Raw genomic sequence first — 16,950 nt, 5'->3', positions numbered from 1 at the left:
CGGGCGGCAACCGTCCGGCGGAGGCCGGGGCTTCGTCGCCGGGTGCGGGTGCGGGTGCAGCTGCGGGTTCGGCTGTGCCCACCCGTTCCGCCCTGCGGAACGACTGCCCACAGCCGGGCGGCCCACAGCCTGGCGGTGGTGACTCCTTCCACTCCATGTGGCGCGAGCTGCGGCCCATCGGGCGGCACCCCGACTCCGGGGGCTACCGGCGCTTCGCGTGGAGCGGTGCCGACGTCGACTGCCGGGCCTGGTTCAGGGAACAGGCCGAGGGCCGTGGCCTGGCCTACGAGCTGGACCGGAACGGGAACCAGTGGGCGTGGCTCGGGGATCCCGACGCCGGGGACGCCGTCGTCACCGGGTCCCATCTCGACTCCGTACCGGACGGCGGCGCCTTCGACGGCCCCCTCGGAGTCGTGTCCTCCTTCGCCGCGCTCGACGAACTGCGCACGCGTGGCGTCACCCTCGACAAGCCCCTCGCCATCGTCAACTTCGGTGACGAGGAGGGCGCCCGGTTCGGGCTCGCCTGTGTCGGGTCGCGGCTGACCGCCGGAGAACTCGGCGTCGAGCAGGCACACCGGCTGACCGACGGTGACGGGGTCACCCTGCCGCAGGCCATGGCGGCCGCCGGATACGACCCCGACGCCATCGGGCCGGACCCGGAGCGGCTCGCCCGCATCGGTGCCTTCGTGGAACTGCACGTGGAGCAGGGGCGGGCGCTGGACCTCAGCGGCGACCAGGTCGGCATCGCGAGTGCCATCTGGCCGCACGGACGGTGGCGGTTCGACTTCCGGGGCGAGGCCAACCACGCCGGCACCACCCGGCTGATTGACCGGCGTGACCCCATGCTGTCCTACGCCGAGACCGTCCTCGCCGCCCGCCGCGAGGCACGACTCGCGGGGGCCGTCGCCACCTTCGGCAAGATCGCCGTCGAGCCCAACGGCGTCAACGCGATCCCCTCCCTGGTTCGCGGCTGGCTCGACTCCCGCGCCGCCGACCAGGAGTCCCTGGACACCGTGGTCGAAGGGATCGAGAAGGCGGCCCGCGCGCACGCCCGGGAACACGGTGTCGACCTCGACATCGTCCGCGAGTCCTTCACGCCCGTCGTCGAGTTCGACCACGCCCTGCGCGACGAACTCGCCCGCATCCTGGGCACGGACACGGACCTCAACGTCCCCGTCCTCGGTACCGGCGCCGGACACGACGCCGGGATTCTCTCCGGACGCATCCCGACCGCCATGCTGTTCGTACGCAACCCCACCGGCGTCTCGCACTCCCCGGCCGAGTTCGCGACGGAGGACGACTGCGTGGCCGGGGTGACCGCACTCGCCGACGTACTGGAAGGGCTGGCCAGCAGGTGACCCACTCCCCCAAGCGGACGTACTGGCTGGAACACGCCTGGCTCGACACCCACGTCGAGCCGGGGGTCGCCGTCGAGGTCGAGGACGGCCGCATCACCGCCGTCCGCTCGGACACCGACTCCCCACCCCCCGGCGCCGAGATCCTGCGTGGCCTCACCCTCCCCGGCCTCGCCAACGCCCACTCGCACGCCTTCCACCGCGCCCTGCGCGGCACCGTCCAGGTCGGCTCGGGGACCTTCTGGACCTGGCGCGAGGTCATGTACTCGTTCGCCGACAGGCTGACCCCCGAGACCTACCTCGCGCTCGCCCGGGCCGTGTACGCCGAGATGGCCCTGGCCGGCATCACCGCCGTCGGCGAGTTCCACTACGTGCACCACGCCCCGGGCGGCACCCCCTACGCCGACCCGAACGCGATGGGTGAGGCACTGATCCAGGCCGCCGCAGACGCTGGTGTCCGCATCACCCTCCTCGACACCGCCTATCTCTCCTCCGGCTTCGGACAGCCGCCCAACACCCACCAGCTCCGCTTCTCCGACGGCAGCGCGGACGCCTGGGCCGAACGCTGTTCAGTTCTCAAGGAACGGGATCACGCGCGGATCGGGGCCGCCATCCACTCCGTACGGGCCGTACCCGCCCGGCAGTTGGCGACCGTGGCGCGGTGGGCGGAGGAGCGGCGGGCCCCGCTCCATGTGCACCTGTCCGAGCAGACCGCCGAGAACGACGCCTGCCGGACCGCCCACGGGTGCACGCCCACCCAGCTGCTCGCCGACCACGGAGTCCTCGGGCCGCGCACCACGGGCGTCCACAACACGCACCTCACCCCCGAGGACATCGCCCTGCTCGGCGACTCGACGACCGGCACCTGCATGTGCCCGACGACGGAGCGCGACCTCGCCGACGGCATCGGTCCCGCCGTCGCCCTGCAGAAGGCCGGCTCGTCCCTCTCCCTCGGCTCCGACAGCCACGCCGTCATCGACCTGCTCGAAGAGGCGCGCGCGATGGAGCTGAACGAGCGCCTGCGCACCCGCACCCGCGGCCACTGGACCGCCGCCGCCCTGCTGAGGGCCGCCTCCGCCGACGGTCACGCGGCCCTCGGCTGGGGCGAGGCCGGCACCATCGAGGCGGGCGCGCTCGCCGACCTCACGACGATCGCGCTCGACTCCGTCAGGACAGCGGGCCCACTGCCCAGGCTCGGAGCCGAGACGGCCGTATTCGCGGCGACGGCAGCGGATGTACGGCACACGATCGTGGGCGGACGGCACGTCGTACGCGACGGGGCGCACACGCTCGTCCCCGATGTGCCGCACGCTCTGTCGCGGGCCGTGGAAGCCCTGCGCGCGTAGCCCCCGCGCCCGTACCGTCCGCCGAACTCCGCCCCCGCGAGGACATGATGAGCAGCACCACCGGCACCACGACCGGCACGACCACCGTCATCACCAACATCGCCACGCTGGTCACCAACGACCCCTCCCTGGGTGACGGATCTCCCCTCGGACTGATCCAGGACGCGGCCGTCGTCATCGACGGTGACCGCATCGCGTGGACCGGTGAATCAAGCAAAGCACCCGCCACTGACAATCGGGTCGACGCCGGTGGCCGGGCGGTCCTGCCGGGCTTCGTCGACTCCCACTCCCACCTGCTCTTCGCGGGCGACCGGACGCAGGAGTTCAACGCCCGGATGTCGGGGCGCCCGTACAGCGCGGGCGGCATCCGTACGACGGTCGCGGCGACCCGCGCGGCGACGGACAGCGAACTGGAGACCAACCTCACCCACTACCTCGCCGAAGCCCTCCGCCAGGGCACGACCACCTTCGAGACCAAGTCCGGCTACGGCCTGACCGTCGCCGACGAGTCCCGCGCCCTGCGCATCGCCGCCGCCCACACCGACGAGGTCACCTACCTCGGCGCCCACATCGTCTCCCCGGACCACGCCGACGACCCCGCCGCCTACGTCGCCCTGGTCACCGGCGAGATGCTCGACGCGTGCGCCCCGTACGCCCGTTGGATCGACGTCTTCTGCGAGAAGGGTGCCTTCGACGGCGACCAGGCCCGCGCGATCCTCACGGCGGGCAAGGCGAAGGGGCTGCACCCCCGCATCCACGCCAACCAGTTGTCGTACGGCCCCGGTGTCCAGCTCGCTGTCGAACTCGACGCGGCCAGCGCCGACCACTGCACCCACCTGACGGACGCCGACATCGACGCGCTGGCCTCCGGCAACACGGTGGCGACGCTCCTCCCCGGCGCCGAGTTCTCCACCCGCGCCGAGTGGCCGAATGCCCGCCGCCTCCTGGACGCCGGCGTCACCGTCGCCCTGTCCACCGACTGCAACCCGGGCTCGTCCTTCACGTCCTCCGTGCCCTTCTGCATCGCGCTCGCGGTACGGGACATGGGGATGACGCCGGACGAAGCGGTGTGGTCGGCCACGGCGGGCGGGGCGCGCGCACTGCGCCGGGAGGACATCGGCCGCCTCACGCCGGGCGCGTACGCCGACCTGACCCTGCTCGACGCCCCGAGCCACGTCCACCTGGCCTACCGGCCGGGGGTTCCGCTGGTCAGCGGGGTGTGGCGGCGGGGAGTCCGTGCGGTCTGAAGAGTTCTTACGTCCCTTGTTCCTGTCCAGGAATCCGGCCAGCTCGACCAAGGCCATCCGACTTGACTTGATCTCGTCAGCACTCGCGCCCAAGCGATCGTGCAGCAGCTGATCACGTGGACGCGTACGACGCTGGTGTCCAGCAAGAACCAGTGACGCCTACCACTGACGGACACGGCTGGCACGTCGCGGACGGCCCGAACTCTCCTACGGGCGAGTGCGGGCCGTCGCTGTTGCGGCGCGGGTTCAGCAGCTGGAAGCGGAGCTGATGCGGACCTTGTCGACCACCCATGAGTTGAAGGTGGTGGTGCTGTCGGGCGGGGTGCAATACGTTTCGCCGTTGGTGAAGTGCGTGTACACGACGTCGTCGTGGCGGGTGTTCACCATGCTGGTGGCGCCCTTGCTGGCACCGAGGTTCTGCCAGCCGCTGGTGACGTCCTTGAACGAGCCCGTCTTCGTGGACCCCTTGTAGAAACAGACGTACGGGTAAGGGCAGTCGGCGGCAGCGGACTGTGGCGCCGCCGAGGCCAGCGGGGCGAAGGCCAGGCCGGAGCCCACTGCCACGGCGGCCACGGAGAGGGTGAGGCGCTTGCGTATTCTCATCGGGTCGGTTCCCTTCCCGGTCACGGGCCGGGTCCCCCTGTTGGATCCCCCGAGTTGGCCCGTGGTGCGAGTTGACGTGGCGCCGGCGGTCGCTCGGCGCCGCGGGGTTGCTGGGCCAAGAACCTAGGGGCGGCACCGGCGCCCGGGTAGACGGACACCGGTCAAAATTCAGCGGCAAGGCTCGGTCACGGAGATGCTCAACGCCGCCTCAACGTCCACGCCGCAGCGCGTCCATCCTGACTACCGCAGATGTGATCAGGCGGTCGCGTCGAACAGGCCCGACTTCACTCCTCGTATGAGGTGGGCCAACGGGGAGGCGGTGGTGGTGAGTTCGGTGTCGGGGGCGTCGCTCTCGCGGAGGCGGACGTGCTCTCCGGTGCCGGTCAGTTCGACGCAGGTGTTGCCGTCGCCGCCGTCGGAGAAGGTGGACTTCTGCCAGAGCAGGGTGTGGTTCATGGCGGGCCTCACATCTCCTTCGTCAGGCGGTGAATGAAATCCCGCGATGCCACGGGGTCCAACGTCGCCTTCTCCACCTTATGGAAGAGCGTTCGAAGTTGAGCCAGCTGGGCTTCCTCATCAATGAACGCGGTCCCGGTAGGCGCGTCTCGCAGGCCGGTGTCCAGCCGGGGGACTCTGCCGCCGGTGTACATCATCGAAGCCCCGGCGCCGGCGAATCCGTCCTGATCGGTGGGGATGATGCGGACGGTGACGTGGCCCTGCTCAATCTGGTCGAGGATCTGCCGGAGTTGAGCATGGGACGCCTGGCGGTCCGCCACGCGAATGCGCAGAGCGAACTCGTGGATCAGCGTTTCGTAGGGGGTTGGAGTCTCGCCTTCGATGACGGTGCGACGCCTCATCCGGTGCTCCACCCGAGGGGCAAGTTCGCTTTCAGGCAGGCCGGGGACCATGTATGTGTAGACCGCGCGTGCGTAGTCGGCCGTCTGTAGAAGTCCCGGCACATGCGTGATCACCACCTCGCGGAGGAATGCCGCATGGTGTTCGACCTCGGCGACGTCCAGGAACACCGGGGGCAGTACTCCCCGGTAGTCCTCCCACCAGCCACGGGTGCGATCGGTCGCCATCGTGGTGAGGGCCTCGATCAACGCCTCGTCCGTACAGGCGTAGTGGGCCGCCAGGCGTCGTACGCGTTCCGCGCTCACGCCTGCGACGCCGGACTCGATCTGGCTCATCTGGACCGCGTCAGCACCGAGCAATGCTGCGGCTTCCCGGGCCTTCATGCCCGTCGCCTCACGTAGTTTGCGCAGCTCAGCGCCAAGTCGCAGCCTGCGGGCCGTGAGATGCCTCTTCGGCGGCAACCGGCACCTCCTCGTTTCAACTGCCCTGCGTGCGTACCTCGTTCGGGGGTCAGAATACGACACTGGCTTGCAGCTTCCTAATGTTAGGAAATACCGTCAGTGACGCAACGCACACACTGCGGAAGCGCACCACTCCGTCCTGCCATGACGGCTGCGGCAATGCCACCGCCCGCCACTCACCACCCACCACATCCCCTGGAGCTGCCGCATGCCCGAAAACGAACCCGTGTCCGAGCCCTGGGAGTACTCCCTCTCCATCCCCAACGACCCCCGCGCCGTCACCATCTGCCGCCGCACCCTCCGCCTGATCCTCACCATGCACGGCCTGATCCGCCTCGCCGACACCGCCGAACTCCTCGCGACCGAGCTGATCGCCAACGCCGTACTCCATACCAAGGGCCCCGCGACCCTCCGTGTCCGCTGGTCGGCCGGCGTCCTGCGGATCGGGGCGTGGGACGCGGACCCCCGGCCTCCGGAGCCTCCCGGCGAATTGGCGAACCTCACGGACGCGGAGGGAGGCAGGGGCCTGGCCATGGTTCAAGCCTGCGCCGACGTCTGGGGCTGGCAGCCGCTCTCCAGATTCGGCAACCGGGGCAAGTACGTGTGGTGTGACCTGGTCGCCGCGTAGCTCGTTGATCGAGTCGGACAGAAAGGAGAGCCGATGGTCGGCTCGTCGCACGAGGCGCTGCACCGGATCTTCCAGAAGGATCCCGCTCTACTGACCCGTGCCTTGCAGCACGTCTTACGCGTCCCCTTCCCCGAGCCCCGCGACTTCGCCGCGATGAACGTGGACCTCACCGAGATCGAGCCGGTCGAGCGACGCGTGGACACGCTGTTGCGTGCGGAGACCGATGACGGCGTCTACCTCCTGGTCGTCGAGTCCCAGGGCAAGCCGGACGAGAGGAAGCGTGGCAGTTGGCCGTACTACCTCAGCTACCTGCACGAGAAGTACCGCTGTGAACCGGTGTTCATCGTCATCACCCAGAACAGCGCCACGGCCCGCTGGGCGGCGGAGCCCATTCATCTCGGGGTTCGGGGATGCCCGTCGCTGACGGTACGGCCGTTCGTGCTGGGGCCGGACAACGTGCCGGTGATCGTCGACGAGCGGGAGGCCCAACGGGACGTACCCCTTGCGGTGCTTTCGGCGATGACACACGGCAAGGGCCCGCGGGCCGCCGTCATACTGGAATCCCTGGCAGCCGCCCTGCGGACCATCGACGCGGACAGTGCCGCGGTCTTCGTGCAGTTCGTCGACTCATGCCTGGCAGACCCCCAGGCCCAGCAGATGTGGAGGGACTTGATGACGGCGATCCAGTACTTCTGGCGGCACCCGCTGGCGGAGCAGGTGCGCGAGGAAGGGCGTGAGCAAGGCCGTGAGGAAGGCCGTGAGCAAGGCCGTGAAGAAGGACGCGAGGAAGGGCGTGCCTCGGAGAGGGCGCAGATGATCCTTCGTAATCTCCGGCGCCGCCGGATCGACGTCCCCGATTCTGTCCGCGAGCGCATTCTCTCTTCCACCGACCTGGACGAGCTCGACGCCTGGATCGACCGCTCCTACGAGGTCACCGACGCCGTGGATCTGTTCGGCGAAGGTTTCTGAGGCCATGGCACGGGTCCAGTACTTCTGGCGGCACCCGCTGGCCGAGCAGGTGCGAGAAGAAGGCCGCGAGGAGGGCCGCAAGGAGGTCCGGGCTCAGGAGCGAGCCGCTTTCCTCCTGCGCACTCTCCAGTGGCGCCAGATCGACGTCCCCGACCAGGTCCGTGACCGCGTCCTCTCCTCCACCGACCTGGACGAGCTCGACGTCTGGATCGACCGCTCCTACCAGGTCACCGACGCGTCAGAGCTGTTCGCCGACGGCTCGTGAGCCGTAGGACTGCCGGGTGCGGGGAGCTCGCCCCGCGCCCGCCCGTGGCCGTCACCCGCGTCCCGGGACAATCCCGTCACCGCGCCCATGCAACCCCACACCCTCCCCACGCGTGACAAGGCAATGAGGGCACGACCCCTCGGACCAGTGATGCGGAGGGGCAATGCGTGACGCACGCGTCTTCGACGATTTCTACGCCGGCCATGTGCGTCGGCTGACCAGCCAGATGTACACCATGACCGGCAGCCTCGCCGAGGCCGAGGACCTGACGCAGGAGGCGTTCGCCCGGGCCTGGCAGAACTGGGAGAAGGTGTCCGGCTACGCGGACCCGGAGGCGTGGGTGCGGTCGGTGGCCTGCCGGCTCCGGGTGAGCGTCTGGCGGAAGGCGGCCAACCGGCTCACGGCCCACCGTCGGCACGGCATACCCGACGAGGTACCCGATGTCAGCCCCGACTACGTCGCGATCGTCGCGGCGTTGCGGCGCATCCCCTACGAACAGCGGCGGGCCATCGTGCTGCATCACCTGGTCGGGCTGTCCGTCGAGGACACCGCACGGGAGACCGAGGTCCCGGCGGGAACGGTCAAGGCCCGGCTGTCCCGTGGGCGCCAGTCGATGGCGCAGTATCTGTCCGAGGTCGGGGTCGGGGGCGACCGCCCGTCTCCAGGGACTCACGTACGTATCGAACGCCCCGGCTCCGCCGACCAGGAGGTGCACCACCATGACTGAGGACTTCGAGTCCGTCCTCCGGGGAGGGTCCGAGGAGCTCGCCGTGCGAACCAGCGGGCGGCCTGCCTCGGTGGTCCGGGCGCGCGGCGACAGGCTGCGGCGCCGTCACCGGATGGCCACCGCCGCCCTGGGCGTCGCCCTGATCGCGGCGGTCGGCGGCGGTGCCTTCGCCGTCACGGGTCATTCCCACCAGGCCGATCCACCCGAGGCGGTCCTGAGCCCGACCACACCGCCGGCGTCCACGGCCCCGCCGACCGTGGCCCCGAAGACCCACGGCGCGGCGCCGGACGACCCGGCGGTCACCTCACCGTCGGCGACTTCCCCGGCGTGCCGTTCCCTGGTGGTGCCGCAGGAGGTCAAGGACGCGGTGACTTCGGCGTACCGGCGATCGCAGCCGGGGTTGGTGCACATCGCCCCGGTCAAGGGCACCTTCTACTACGGCGAGTGCGACGGCGTTCTGTACGCGGGGACCGCCTTCACGCCGACGGCCGGCGCCACCGAGAACGAGCTGGTCCAGGTCCAGGACGAGGGGGCCGCGGAGAAGTACTTCAGCAAGGCCGGGGCCAAGGGCGGCGCGTGGACCTTCGTGGCCAGTGACGGGTTCCCGCGCGATCCCCGGGGCTGCGCCGCCATCCCGCAGATCCCCGCACAACTGGCCGCGCTCTGGGGCGACTGCCTCGCCCGGCCCTGATCCGAGGCCCCACCTCGAAGGACAGCAGGGACAACTGTGACCCGGCCCATACCGGGCCGGGTCGCTCAGTCATACTCGGCTGCGCTCGCCGTCACTCCTCGACGGTCAACCCCTTGCGCAGCTTCACCAGGGTGCGCGACAGCAGCCGCGACACGTGCATCTGCGAGATGCCGAGTTCGTCGCCGATCTCGGACTGCGTCATACCCGCGACGAAGCGGAGGGACAGGATCTTCCGGTCCCGGGAGGGAAGTTCGGCGATCAGCGGCTTCAACGACTCGACGTACTCGATGCCTTCGAGCCCGTGGTCCTCGTAGCCGATACGGTCCGCGAGGGCGCCCTCGGCGTCGTCCTCCTCGGGCTGGGCGTCCAGCGACGAGGCGGTGTACGCGTTCGACGCGGCCATGCCCTCGACGACCTCGTCCTTCGAGAGGCCGAGGCGCTCCGCGAGCTCCTGCACGGTCGGGGCGCGGTCGAGCTTCTGGGCCAGCTCGTCGCCGGCCTTGGCCAGGTCGAGCCGGAGCTCCTGAAGCCGGCGCGGGACGCGCACGGACCAGGAGGTGTCACGGAAGAAACGCTTGATCTCGCCCACGATGGTTGGCATCGCGAAAGTGGGGAACTCCACTCCACGGCTGAGTTCGAAGCGGTCGATCGCCTTGATCAGGCCGATCGTGCCGACCTGGATGATGTCCTCCATCGGCTCGCTGCGGGAGCGGAAGCGGGAGGCGGCGAACTTGACCAGGGCGAGGTTGAGTTCGACGAGCGTGTTGCGGACGTACGAGTACTCGTGCGTCCCCTCCTCCAGCGACTCGAGGCGCGCGAAGAGGGTCTTGGACAATGCCCGTGCGTCCACCGGGCCCACCTCGGTGTAAGGCGGGATCTCCGGAAGCCCGGCGAGTAGGTCGTCCTGCTCGATGGGATCCAGATGTTCCGGTAGGGATGTCGACGTCGCCTGCTGGGTATGCGATGCGTCGAGCCGGGGTGACATGATGTCCTCCATCGTTCTCGGCATATGGCTGCCGAAGCCGGTTTGTGCACTGCGGTGTGCGGCGCCTCCGAAGCCGACCGTGTCGAATACGTGTCTCTACTAGCCCTACCCGGTTTCCCGAGGCCACCGCAAGTGCATAATGTTCGGTTATGTCCGTTTGTGGGTGATTGTTCAGGTGTCGGAGACTGTGGAGAAGGCGTAGTGTTCGGGGGCGTCAGTCAGCAGCCACGACGTCGGGAGAGAAGACGGCATGGACCGCGGGACAGTCGGCAGCGCACAGTCGGGCCGGCTTCTGGTCGAGGTTCGGGAAGCGGGCCCTAGTGCCGTCGTGACCCCGGCGGGTGAGTTGGACCACCACACCGCCGATTTGTTGCGCGAGCCACTCGATGAGTGCCTCGCCAAGGGATTCAGTCGCCTGGTGGTGGACTGCTCACGCCTGGAGTTCTGCGACTCCACCGGGCTGAACGTGCTGCTGGGTGCGCGTCTGAAGGCGGAGGCAGCCGGGGGTGGAGTGCATCTGGCGGGGATGCTGCCCGTGGTGTCGCGCGTCTTCGAGATCACGGGGGCGGATGCGGTCTTCACTGTCCATGACACCCTGGAATCGGCCCTGGCCGGCGAATCGGGCGAGGCCGACGAGTCCGGCTGAGACGCCGCGCCGAGTCCGGGTGACGCCTCGTTCGTCCCCCTGGCGCCGGCGCTTTCCGGGCGTTACGCCTTACGTGCCGAAATACGGGGGTGTTCGCTCGGTCCGGTCGGGCAGGAGACATCCGTACCCGCTGTGCGGGGCCGGCCGGGCGTACCGACCGAGTAGTGACGTTTTGAATCGTGAACTGGTGAATCGGTGAGGTGAAGCGCTGATGAGCATCACCCGGCCTAACCCGCCGGGCGACCGCGGTCCGGAGCCCAGCGGCGCTTCCGGGGCGTCCGAGGGGGGCGTGCCGTCGACCGGGGTTTCCGACGGGGGCGCGGCCGTGTCGTCAGGGGGGCGTCAGGTGCGTGGGCTGAGCTTCGACGGGCAGAGTGGTGTCGTTCCCCTCGCCCGAGATTTCACCCGGCAGGCGTTGTACGAGTGGGGCTGGCTGCCCGCGGCCGGCGCCGATCAGCGGGCCGCAGCCGAGGATGTCCTCCTCGTCGTCTCGGAACTGGTCACCAACGCCTGCCTGCATGCCGAGGGGCCGGACGAACTGCGGATCACCTGCGACAACAAGGTGATCCGGCTGGAGGTCTCCGACAAGGGCGCCGGCCAGCCGTCCCCGCGCACCCCGCACCGCGCCGGACGACCCGGGGGCCACGGCATGTTCATCGTGCAGCGGCTGTGCCTGGACTGGGGTGTGGTGCGCAGTCCCGGGTCCGCGGGCAAGACGGTGTGGGCGGAGCTCGGGGCGCCCGCGTGAATCCCGTACGGGGCTCTGCGCATGGCTCTGTACGGAGCTCCGCGGCGAGTTCCGTCATGAGACCTGTCTAGGGTTACCCACGGTTCGCACGCTTCGTCACGCGTCACCTCACCCACGCCGGATCGCCACAGATCCGGCGTTCACTTTGTCTTCCTTCCTCTCGAGCCCCGGCGTACCTTGACGGCCGATCTGATGTGCCGTCAGAAACGCCTTCGGGAATGAGGGGACCGTGTCGAACCGGACGTACCAGAAACGAACCGTCGCGCTCGCGTCCGCCGCGGCCCTGGCCGGCTCGGCGGTGCTGATGGCAGCACCGGCCGCCCACGCCGAGGTCGTCGACGTCAACTACCGCTGCGAGACACCGATCGGCGTCAAGTCGGCGCTCTCGCCCATCGACATCAAGGGCGTCAAGAGCGGCGGCGCCTACCGGGTCACCATGTCGTGGCAGAAGGGCGTCTCCTCCAGCCCGGTCGAACTGGGCAAGGGGTCGATGAACCCGAGCGCCACCATCAAGCTGGGCGGCGCGGACAGCGGCACGCTGACCGTCAGCGGTCCCGCCAACCAGGCCGCGATCCCCGCCAACAGCCCGATCAAGATCAACGACCTGTCGGGCACGTACACCCCGAAGAAGTCCGGCAAGGTCACCTTCACGGCGGGCGTGCTCACCATCAAGGCGCTCGGTACGACGACGACCTGCACGCCGACCGGCAGCCCGCAGCCGTCGCTGTCCCTGGACGTGACGGCGGCGGGCGGGAGCTCTTCGGGCGGGAGCTCTTCGGGAGGCAGCTCCTCGGGAGGCAGCTCCTCGGGAGGCGCCCAGAGCGGCGGCGGCTCGGGCGGCGACTCCGGCACCGCACTCCCGCAGACCGGACCCGAGGACTCCGCGGTCGCCCTCGGCACGCTCGGCGGCACGGTGCTGCTCGCGGGCGCGGCGGGCGCGCTGTGGCTGACCCGGAGGAACCAGGCGGCCCGCCGCTGACCGTGCCCGCAGGCGACCGCCGTCGCCGTCAGCATCCGCCCCCGCTGGTCCCATCCGCATCCGCCCGCCCTGGTTCCCTCCGCACCAACCCGCCACTGGAGCCCATCCGCACCGCCCGCCGCTGGAGCCGCCCGATGCCGTCCACCGACCGTGCCCTCCTCAGCACCCTGCGCCGGTCCCTCCTGCCGCTGCTCGGCGCGGCTCGGGCCGCCACCGGAGCCGAGGATGCCAAGGCCGCCCAGGCCGCCCACGGCTGGTTCGACGGGCCCGATCCGGCCGCGATGGCCGGGACGCCGTGGGCGGGTGCCCGGATGACGGGAGCCGGAACGTGAGCGGAAAGGTGCGGATCTGGGCGTTGGTGATGGTGCTCGCGCTGCTCCTGCTGCCTCTGGAGGGCACCGCGACCGCGGCCGGCCGGCCGGGCGTGAAGCTGTCCACCGCGCAGGCGGGCACCGGGGGTTCGGTGACCGTCACCGGCAGCGGCTGGCGGGAGCGGGCGCTGCTGATGATCCTGATCTGCGGGCGGGCCGTACCGTCCCGGGGCGTGGTCGGCGGCACCAACTCCTGCGCCAACGCGGACGGCCGGGCCGTGACCACCGACGGGCGGGGCCGGTTCAGCCGGAAGCTGCCGGTCGCCGAGCCGCCGGTGCCCTGTCCCTGCGTGGTGCACGTGGCGACGGTGACCGGGGCGCAGGCCCAGGCCGACGCGATCTTCCAGGTGGCCGGGCACCCGGTCGAGCCGCTGCCCGAAGAGCCGGCCGGCGGCCGCCTGTCGGTGCTCACGGACACCCGGCTCGACGGCTCCAGCGGGCTGCTGACCTGGTTCGGGGCGCCGCCCGACCGCACCCTCGTCCTCACCGTCGGCAACGTCGGCACCTCCGCCGTCAAGGACCCCGTCTTCCAGGTCGGCACCACCCACGGAGTGTTCGCCCCGCAGTGGGAGGAACAGCAGTGGCGCGGCACCCTCCGGCCCGGCGGGAAGGCACGGATCAAGCTGCCCGTCGAGCTGTCGGCGGGCGCGCACGGCGACTACACGGTCTCGCTGAAGTACGGCGGGAAGGTCCTCGCCGAGCAGCCCTGGGAGGTGGGGCGACCCTGGGGCGTGACCCTGTTCTGGATCCTGGCCTGCCTGGTCGTACCGGCCGCGCTGTTCCGCGCCGGGATGGCGGTGGTGGACCGGGTACGGCCGCGCCGGGCGGGCGGCGTCCGGCACCGTGGCCTCAGGCTGCCCCGACTCCCGCTGCGCCCGCCCTGGTCGGGGACCGCCGGCGCTGCGGGACCGGACACCCGCGGTGCTCGCCGTACGAAGACCGGCGAGGTCTTCGGACCGAAGGCCCCCGCGCAGTCGCCCCCCTCCGCTTCGACCCTGCCGTGGTTCGTTCCGGACGCCGGTCCGGGCACGGCTGGCCGGCTCTCCGCACCGCACGACGACAGTCCGACGAGTCCTACGACTCCCACCACGAAGGGACCAACGTGAGCGAGCGAAGGAGAGTCATACCGGCCCACCGGCCGAGAAGAGCGGGCGCGGCGGGCCTCGCGCTGGTGCTCGGCGGGGCGGGCGTGCTGCTCGGGGCGACCGCGGGGCCCGCGCAGGCCGCCGAGGTGTCGTACGCGACCCGCTGCGTGCCGCCCGCCGCGGCGAACCTGCCTCCCGTCGACGGCACCACCAAGGCGGAGATCACCGCACCGGCCACCGCGAAGGTCGGCGACGAGGTCGAGGTGGTGTGGAAGTTCGTGCAGGCCGCCTCGAAGAACCCGGACCTGATCGACCTGCCCGCGAACTCCGTCCAGCCGTCCGGAACGCTGAAGGCGGCCGGCGCGCAGACCACCGCCGTCGCCATGGAGGGGCCGCGTGAGAACCCGGCGATCCCCAAGGGCGGGGACATGGTGCTGTCCGACATGAAGGGCAAGCTGAAGCTGACGGCGCCGGGCGAGGTCACCCTGACGCCGGACGCGTACGCCATCAACGTCATGACGACGGACACCAAGTGCGCGCCCACGGCGGCGGTGCAGCCGGCCGCGACCATCAAGGTGACCGCGGGGGAGGGCACTCCGACCCCGACCCCGACCTCCACCCCGACTCCGACTCCGACTCCGACTCCGACCCCCACTGGCTCCCCGACCGCCACCGAGAGCGAGGACGACGGGACCGGGCAGACCGACTTCACCGGCAAGGAGGTCCAGGTGCCGTACGCCTGCAAGACGCCCATCGGCGACAAGAACGCGACCTCGCCGGTGCAGATCAACGCGAAGAAGAACGGCGGGAGTTACGACCTCACCGTCCGCTTCAAGGGGTCGGTGATGGACAGCCCGGCCGCCATTCCCAAGGACTCGGTCAAGCCGTCGATGGAGGTGGTCCTCGGCGGTGCCGACAAGGGCACGGTGCACGTGGAGGGCCCGACCAACGCGGAGCCCATCAACGCCGGTGACCCGATGACGATCCCGGACCTGAAGGGCACCTACAAGCCGGGCGCGAGCGGCGAGTCCACGCTGTCGCCGGGCGTCCTGACGGTCAAGGCCCTCGGCACCACCACGACCTGCACACCGACCAAGTCGGAGGTCTCGCTCACCCTGGACACCACCCAGCAGGCGAGCGGTGCGTCCGGCGGCGGCTCGGCCGGCTCCTCGGGCTCGGGCGGCACCTCCGGTACGACGTCCGGTGGTGGCCTGGCCGAGACCGGCGCCGAGTCGGACGGCGCCCTCAAGGCACTCGGCCTGGTGGCCGGGACGGCGGTACTGCTGGGCGGCGCGGTGTTCACGTTCATGCCGGGACGGCGGAGGTCGCGCTGACCCCGGCCGGGGCCACGATGCGTTGAGGGCCACCGCACCGGGCAGGTGCGGTGGCCCTCAGCACATCAGACGGGGTCGGCAGGCCTCAGCGGACGTCGCCCATCAGGGACTTCACCTTGCGGCGGTACATCCACACCGCCACGCCCGCGAGGGCGGCGAGGACCGCCTCTCCGAGGACGGCGGGGGTGCCGCTGAGGTCCACACCGGCGATCGCCGGGTTGGACAGCAGGCTGGTGACCGAGTCGCCCGCGGTGACCGCGAGGAACCAGACGCCCATCATCTGGCTGGCGTACTTGGCCGGTGCCATCTTCGTGGTCACCGACAGGCCGACCGGGGAGAGGCACAGCTCGCCGACGGTCTGGATGAAGTAGATGCCCACCAGCCACATCGGGCTGACCTCGGTGCCGTTGGACGCCATGCCCAGCGGGATCAGGAAGAAGAAGAACGAGACGCCGACCAGGACCAGACCCATCGAGAACTTCACGATGGTGCTCGGCTCCCTGCCCTGGCGGTTGAGCCAGACCCACACGAAGGCGAAGACCGGGGCCAGCGCCATGATGAACAGCGGGTTCAGCGACTGGTACCAGGAGGACGGGAAGTCGAACCCGAGCAGCGAGCCAGCCGCCTTGCCCTCACCGAACGCCTGGACGGTGGACGCGCCCTGGTCGTAGATCATCCAGAACACGGCGGCCGCGACGAAGAACCAGATGTAGGCGGTCATCTTCGACTGCTCGGTGCCCGAGAGGTCCTTGTCCCGCTTGATGCGCAGCAGCACGCCCGCCGGCACGATCAGGCCGATGACGGTGAGCGGGATCATCGCCCAGTTCAGGGTGAAGTGGCCGGTGAAGCCGACGACGCCGTAGAAGACGGCCGCCGCGATCAGCCAGAGCAGGCCCTTGCGCAGCCAGGCCGCGCGCTCCTCGGCCGCCAGCGGCTTGGGCACGACACTGCTGGTCGGGCTCAGGTGGCGGGTGCCGAGCAGGAACGCGGCGAGACCGATCGCCATACCGACCGCGGCCATTCCGAAGCCGAGATGCCAGTTGACCTCCTGGCCGACGGTGCCGATGGCCAGCGGGGCGAAGAACGCGCCCGCGTTGATGCCCATGTAGAAGATCGTGAAGCCGCCGTCGCGGCGCGGGTCCTCGGGGCCGTCGTACAGGTGGCCCACCATCGTGGAGATGTTGGCCTTGAGCAGACCGGAACCGGCCGCGACCAGCGCCAGACCCGCGAAGAACGGTGCCTGACCGCCGGGCAGCGCCAGCACGAGGTGGCCGGACATGATGGTGACGGCGGCGATGGCGACCGTCTTGCGCGGCCCCCAGACCCGGTCACCGAGCCAGCCGCCGGGCATGGCGAGCAGGTACACCATCGCCGAGTACACGGAGACGATCACCGTGGTGGTGGCCACGTCCATGGCCAGGCCGCCACCCATGCTGCCCTTGCCGGCGCCGGGGCCGCCGGAGAGCAGATAGACGGTGAGCAGGGCCTTCATGCCGTAGTAGGAGAATCGCTCCCACATCTCGGTCATGAAGAGAGTGGCCAGTCCGCGGGGGTGGCCGAAGAAGGTCTTTTCGGATCCGGGGGTGACCGAGTCCTTCGTCAGGCTGGACGCCATGGTCGATCCTTGCTGGGGTGCTTTCCTTTCAAGGCCGGTG

19 protein-coding genes are annotated in these 16,950 nt (G+C 70.3%); 14 read left to right on the top strand and 5 right to left on the bottom strand.

The genetic code is table 11. The features are described 5' to 3' along the window. Window positions 1-155 precede the first annotated feature (155 nt). From ABZ027_RS26615 to hutI, 3 genes are read left to right on the top strand one after another with little or no spacing between them, the layout of a single operon-like run. Window positions 156-1,358 carry an allantoate amidohydrolase gene (locus ABZ027_RS26615; protein ID WP_356772642.1) on the top strand — a complete coding sequence of 401 codons (1,203 nt, stop codon included), beginning with the start codon at window positions 156-158 and terminating at the stop codon, window positions 1,356-1,358. Further along, window positions 1,355-2,701, top strand: a complete 1,347-nt coding sequence (locus ABZ027_RS26610; protein ID WP_356772575.1) for a formimidoylglutamate deiminase — start codon at window positions 1,355-1,357, stop codon at window positions 2,699-2,701. The genes ABZ027_RS26615 and ABZ027_RS26610 overlap by 4 nt, the downstream gene beginning before the upstream one ends. A 47-nt stretch (window positions 2,702-2,748) precedes the next feature. Beyond that, on the top strand, window positions 2,749-3,948 hold the full coding sequence (hutI, locus tag ABZ027_RS26605; protein ID WP_356772573.1) for an imidazolonepropionase: 1,200 nt from the start codon (window positions 2,749-2,751) through the stop codon (window positions 3,946-3,948). Between the two features lie 246 nt (window positions 3,949-4,194). Here hutI and ABZ027_RS26600 read toward each other — a convergent pair whose 3' ends face one another. From ABZ027_RS26600 to ABZ027_RS26590, 3 genes are all read right to left on the bottom strand, one after another. Beyond that, the gene (locus ABZ027_RS26600; protein WP_356772571.1) at window positions 4,195-4,551 is read right to left on the bottom strand and encodes a hypothetical protein; all 357 of its coding nucleotides are present in this window, start codon (window positions 4,549-4,551) and stop codon (window positions 4,195-4,197) included. Between the two features lie 255 nt (window positions 4,552-4,806). After that, complete coding sequence (locus ABZ027_RS26595; RefSeq protein ID WP_356772569.1) at window positions 4,807-5,007, bottom strand: DUF397 domain-containing protein; 201 nt, start codon at window positions 5,005-5,007, stop codon at window positions 4,807-4,809. A gap of 8 nt (window positions 5,008-5,015) precedes the next feature. Continuing rightward, a complete protein-coding gene (locus ABZ027_RS26590) occupies window positions 5,016-5,867 on the bottom strand; it encodes a helix-turn-helix transcriptional regulator (protein WP_356772567.1) in 852 nt (283 codons plus the stop codon). 208 nt (window positions 5,868-6,075) lie between these two features. Between ABZ027_RS26590 and ABZ027_RS26585 the strand changes: the two genes are divergently transcribed. The 5 genes from ABZ027_RS26585 (at window position 6,076) to ABZ027_RS26565 (ending at window position 9,147) form a co-directional block, all read left to right on the top strand. Then, complete coding sequence (locus tag ABZ027_RS26585) at window positions 6,076-6,495, top strand: ATP-binding protein (RefSeq protein ID WP_356772565.1); 420 nt, start codon at window positions 6,076-6,078, stop codon at window positions 6,493-6,495. A gap of 33 nt (window positions 6,496-6,528) precedes the next feature. Then, window positions 6,529-7,464 carry a hypothetical protein gene (locus tag ABZ027_RS26580; protein ID WP_356772563.1) on the top strand — a complete coding sequence of 312 codons (936 nt, stop codon included), beginning with the start codon at window positions 6,529-6,531 and terminating at the stop codon, window positions 7,462-7,464. A gap of 4 nt (window positions 7,465-7,468) precedes the next feature. Then, entirely contained in the window at window positions 7,469-7,729 is a 261-nt protein-coding gene (locus ABZ027_RS26575; RefSeq protein WP_356772561.1) for a hypothetical protein, read from the top strand. Window positions 7,730-7,892: 163 nt separating this feature from the next. Further along, the gene (locus ABZ027_RS26570; RefSeq protein WP_356772559.1) at window positions 7,893-8,456 is read left to right on the top strand and encodes a SigE family RNA polymerase sigma factor; all 564 of its coding nucleotides are present in this window, start codon (window positions 7,893-7,895) and stop codon (window positions 8,454-8,456) included. Then, window positions 8,449-9,147 (top strand): hypothetical protein, encoded by a 699-nt coding sequence (locus ABZ027_RS26565; RefSeq protein WP_356772557.1) that lies wholly within the window; start codon window positions 8,449-8,451, stop codon window positions 9,145-9,147. Before ABZ027_RS26570 ends, ABZ027_RS26565 begins: the two co-directional genes overlap by 8 nt. A 91-nt stretch (window positions 9,148-9,238) precedes the next feature. On the opposite strand, the gene ABZ027_RS26560 is transcribed toward ABZ027_RS26565, so the two are convergent. Beyond that, a complete protein-coding gene (locus ABZ027_RS26560) occupies window positions 9,239-10,132 on the bottom strand; it encodes an RNA polymerase sigma factor SigF (RefSeq protein ID WP_356772555.1) in 894 nt (297 codons plus the stop codon). Window positions 10,133-10,382: 250 nt separating this feature from the next. Between ABZ027_RS26560 and ABZ027_RS26555 the strand changes: the two genes are divergently transcribed. The 6 genes from ABZ027_RS26555 to ABZ027_RS26530 all read left to right on the top strand — a co-directional run bounded on the left by ABZ027_RS26555 (window position 10,383) and on the right by ABZ027_RS26530 (window position 15,295). Further along, complete coding sequence (locus tag ABZ027_RS26555) at window positions 10,383-10,778, top strand: STAS domain-containing protein (RefSeq protein WP_356772553.1); 396 nt, start codon at window positions 10,383-10,385, stop codon at window positions 10,776-10,778. Window positions 10,779-10,989: 211 nt separating this feature from the next. Next, window positions 10,990-11,526: an ATP-binding protein gene (locus ABZ027_RS26550; protein WP_356772551.1), complete on the top strand. Its 537-nt coding sequence runs from the start codon at window positions 10,990-10,992 to the stop codon at window positions 11,524-11,526. Window positions 11,527-11,755: 229 nt separating this feature from the next. Next, window positions 11,756-12,505 carry an LPXTG cell wall anchor domain-containing protein gene (locus ABZ027_RS26545; protein WP_356772549.1) on the top strand — a complete coding sequence of 250 codons (750 nt, stop codon included), beginning with the start codon at window positions 11,756-11,758 and terminating at the stop codon, window positions 12,503-12,505. A gap of 134 nt (window positions 12,506-12,639) precedes the next feature. Then, window positions 12,640-12,837, top strand: a complete 198-nt coding sequence (locus ABZ027_RS26540; RefSeq protein ID WP_356772547.1) for a hypothetical protein — start codon at window positions 12,640-12,642, stop codon at window positions 12,835-12,837. Then, window positions 12,834-13,982, top strand: a complete 1,149-nt coding sequence (locus tag ABZ027_RS26535) for a hypothetical protein (protein WP_356772545.1) — start codon at window positions 12,834-12,836, stop codon at window positions 13,980-13,982. Before ABZ027_RS26540 ends, ABZ027_RS26535 begins: the two co-directional genes overlap by 4 nt. A 65-nt stretch (window positions 13,983-14,047) precedes the next feature. After that, entirely contained in the window at window positions 14,048-15,295 is a 1,248-nt protein-coding gene (locus ABZ027_RS26530; RefSeq protein ID WP_356772640.1) for a hypothetical protein, read from the top strand. Between the two features lie 85 nt (window positions 15,296-15,380). Here ABZ027_RS26530 and ABZ027_RS26525 read toward each other — a convergent pair whose 3' ends face one another. Then, entirely contained in the window at window positions 15,381-16,910 is a 1,530-nt protein-coding gene (locus ABZ027_RS26525) for an oligopeptide:H+ symporter (protein ID WP_356772543.1), read from the bottom strand. Window positions 16,911-16,950: the final 40 nt, after the last annotated feature.

It is taken from the genome of Streptomyces sp. NPDC006332 (assembly GCF_040612855.1).
GTDB lineage: Bacteria > Actinomycetota > Actinomycetes > Streptomycetales > Streptomycetaceae > Streptomyces.
This window is presented reverse-complemented; position numbering and strand designations above follow the sequence as displayed.

Bases quoted from the DNA above. Each gene is read 5' to 3' on its own strand.
- ABZ027_RS26525 (WP_356772543.1), bottom strand. From the start codon at position 16,910: ATGGCGTCCAGCCTGACGAAGGACTCGGTCACCCCCGGATCCGAAAAG.
- ABZ027_RS26565 (WP_356772557.1), top strand. From the start codon at position 8,449: ATGACTGAGGACTTCGAGTCCGTCCTCCGGGGAGGGTCCGAGGAGCTC.
- ABZ027_RS26555 (WP_356772553.1), top strand. From the start codon at position 10,383: ATGGACCGCGGGACAGTCGGCAGCGCACAGTCGGGCCGGCTTCTGGTC.
- ABZ027_RS26570 (WP_356772559.1), top strand. From the start codon at position 7,893: ATGCGTGACGCACGCGTCTTCGACGATTTCTACGCCGGCCATGTGCGT.
- ABZ027_RS26575 (WP_356772561.1), top strand. From the start codon at position 7,469: ATGGCACGGGTCCAGTACTTCTGGCGGCACCCGCTGGCCGAGCAGGTG.
- ABZ027_RS26560 (WP_356772555.1), bottom strand. From the start codon at position 10,132: ATGTCACCCCGGCTCGACGCATCGCATACCCAGCAGGCGACGTCGACA.
- ABZ027_RS26580 (WP_356772563.1), top strand. From the start codon at position 6,529: ATGGTCGGCTCGTCGCACGAGGCGCTGCACCGGATCTTCCAGAAGGAT.
- ABZ027_RS26595 (WP_356772569.1), bottom strand. From the start codon at position 5,007: ATGAACCACACCCTGCTCTGGCAGAAGTCCACCTTCTCCGACGGCGGC.
- ABZ027_RS26550 (WP_356772551.1), top strand. From the start codon at position 10,990: ATGAGCATCACCCGGCCTAACCCGCCGGGCGACCGCGGTCCGGAGCCC.
- ABZ027_RS26540 (WP_356772547.1), top strand. From the start codon at position 12,640: ATGCCGTCCACCGACCGTGCCCTCCTCAGCACCCTGCGCCGGTCCCTC.
- ABZ027_RS26615 (WP_356772642.1), top strand. From the start codon at position 156: ATGTGGCGCGAGCTGCGGCCCATCGGGCGGCACCCCGACTCCGGGGGC.
- ABZ027_RS26585 (WP_356772565.1), top strand. From the start codon at position 6,076: ATGCCCGAAAACGAACCCGTGTCCGAGCCCTGGGAGTACTCCCTCTCC.
- hutI (WP_356772573.1), top strand. From the start codon at position 2,749: ATGAGCAGCACCACCGGCACCACGACCGGCACGACCACCGTCATCACC.
- ABZ027_RS26600 (WP_356772571.1), bottom strand. From the start codon at position 4,551: ATGAGAATACGCAAGCGCCTCACCCTCTCCGTGGCCGCCGTGGCAGTG.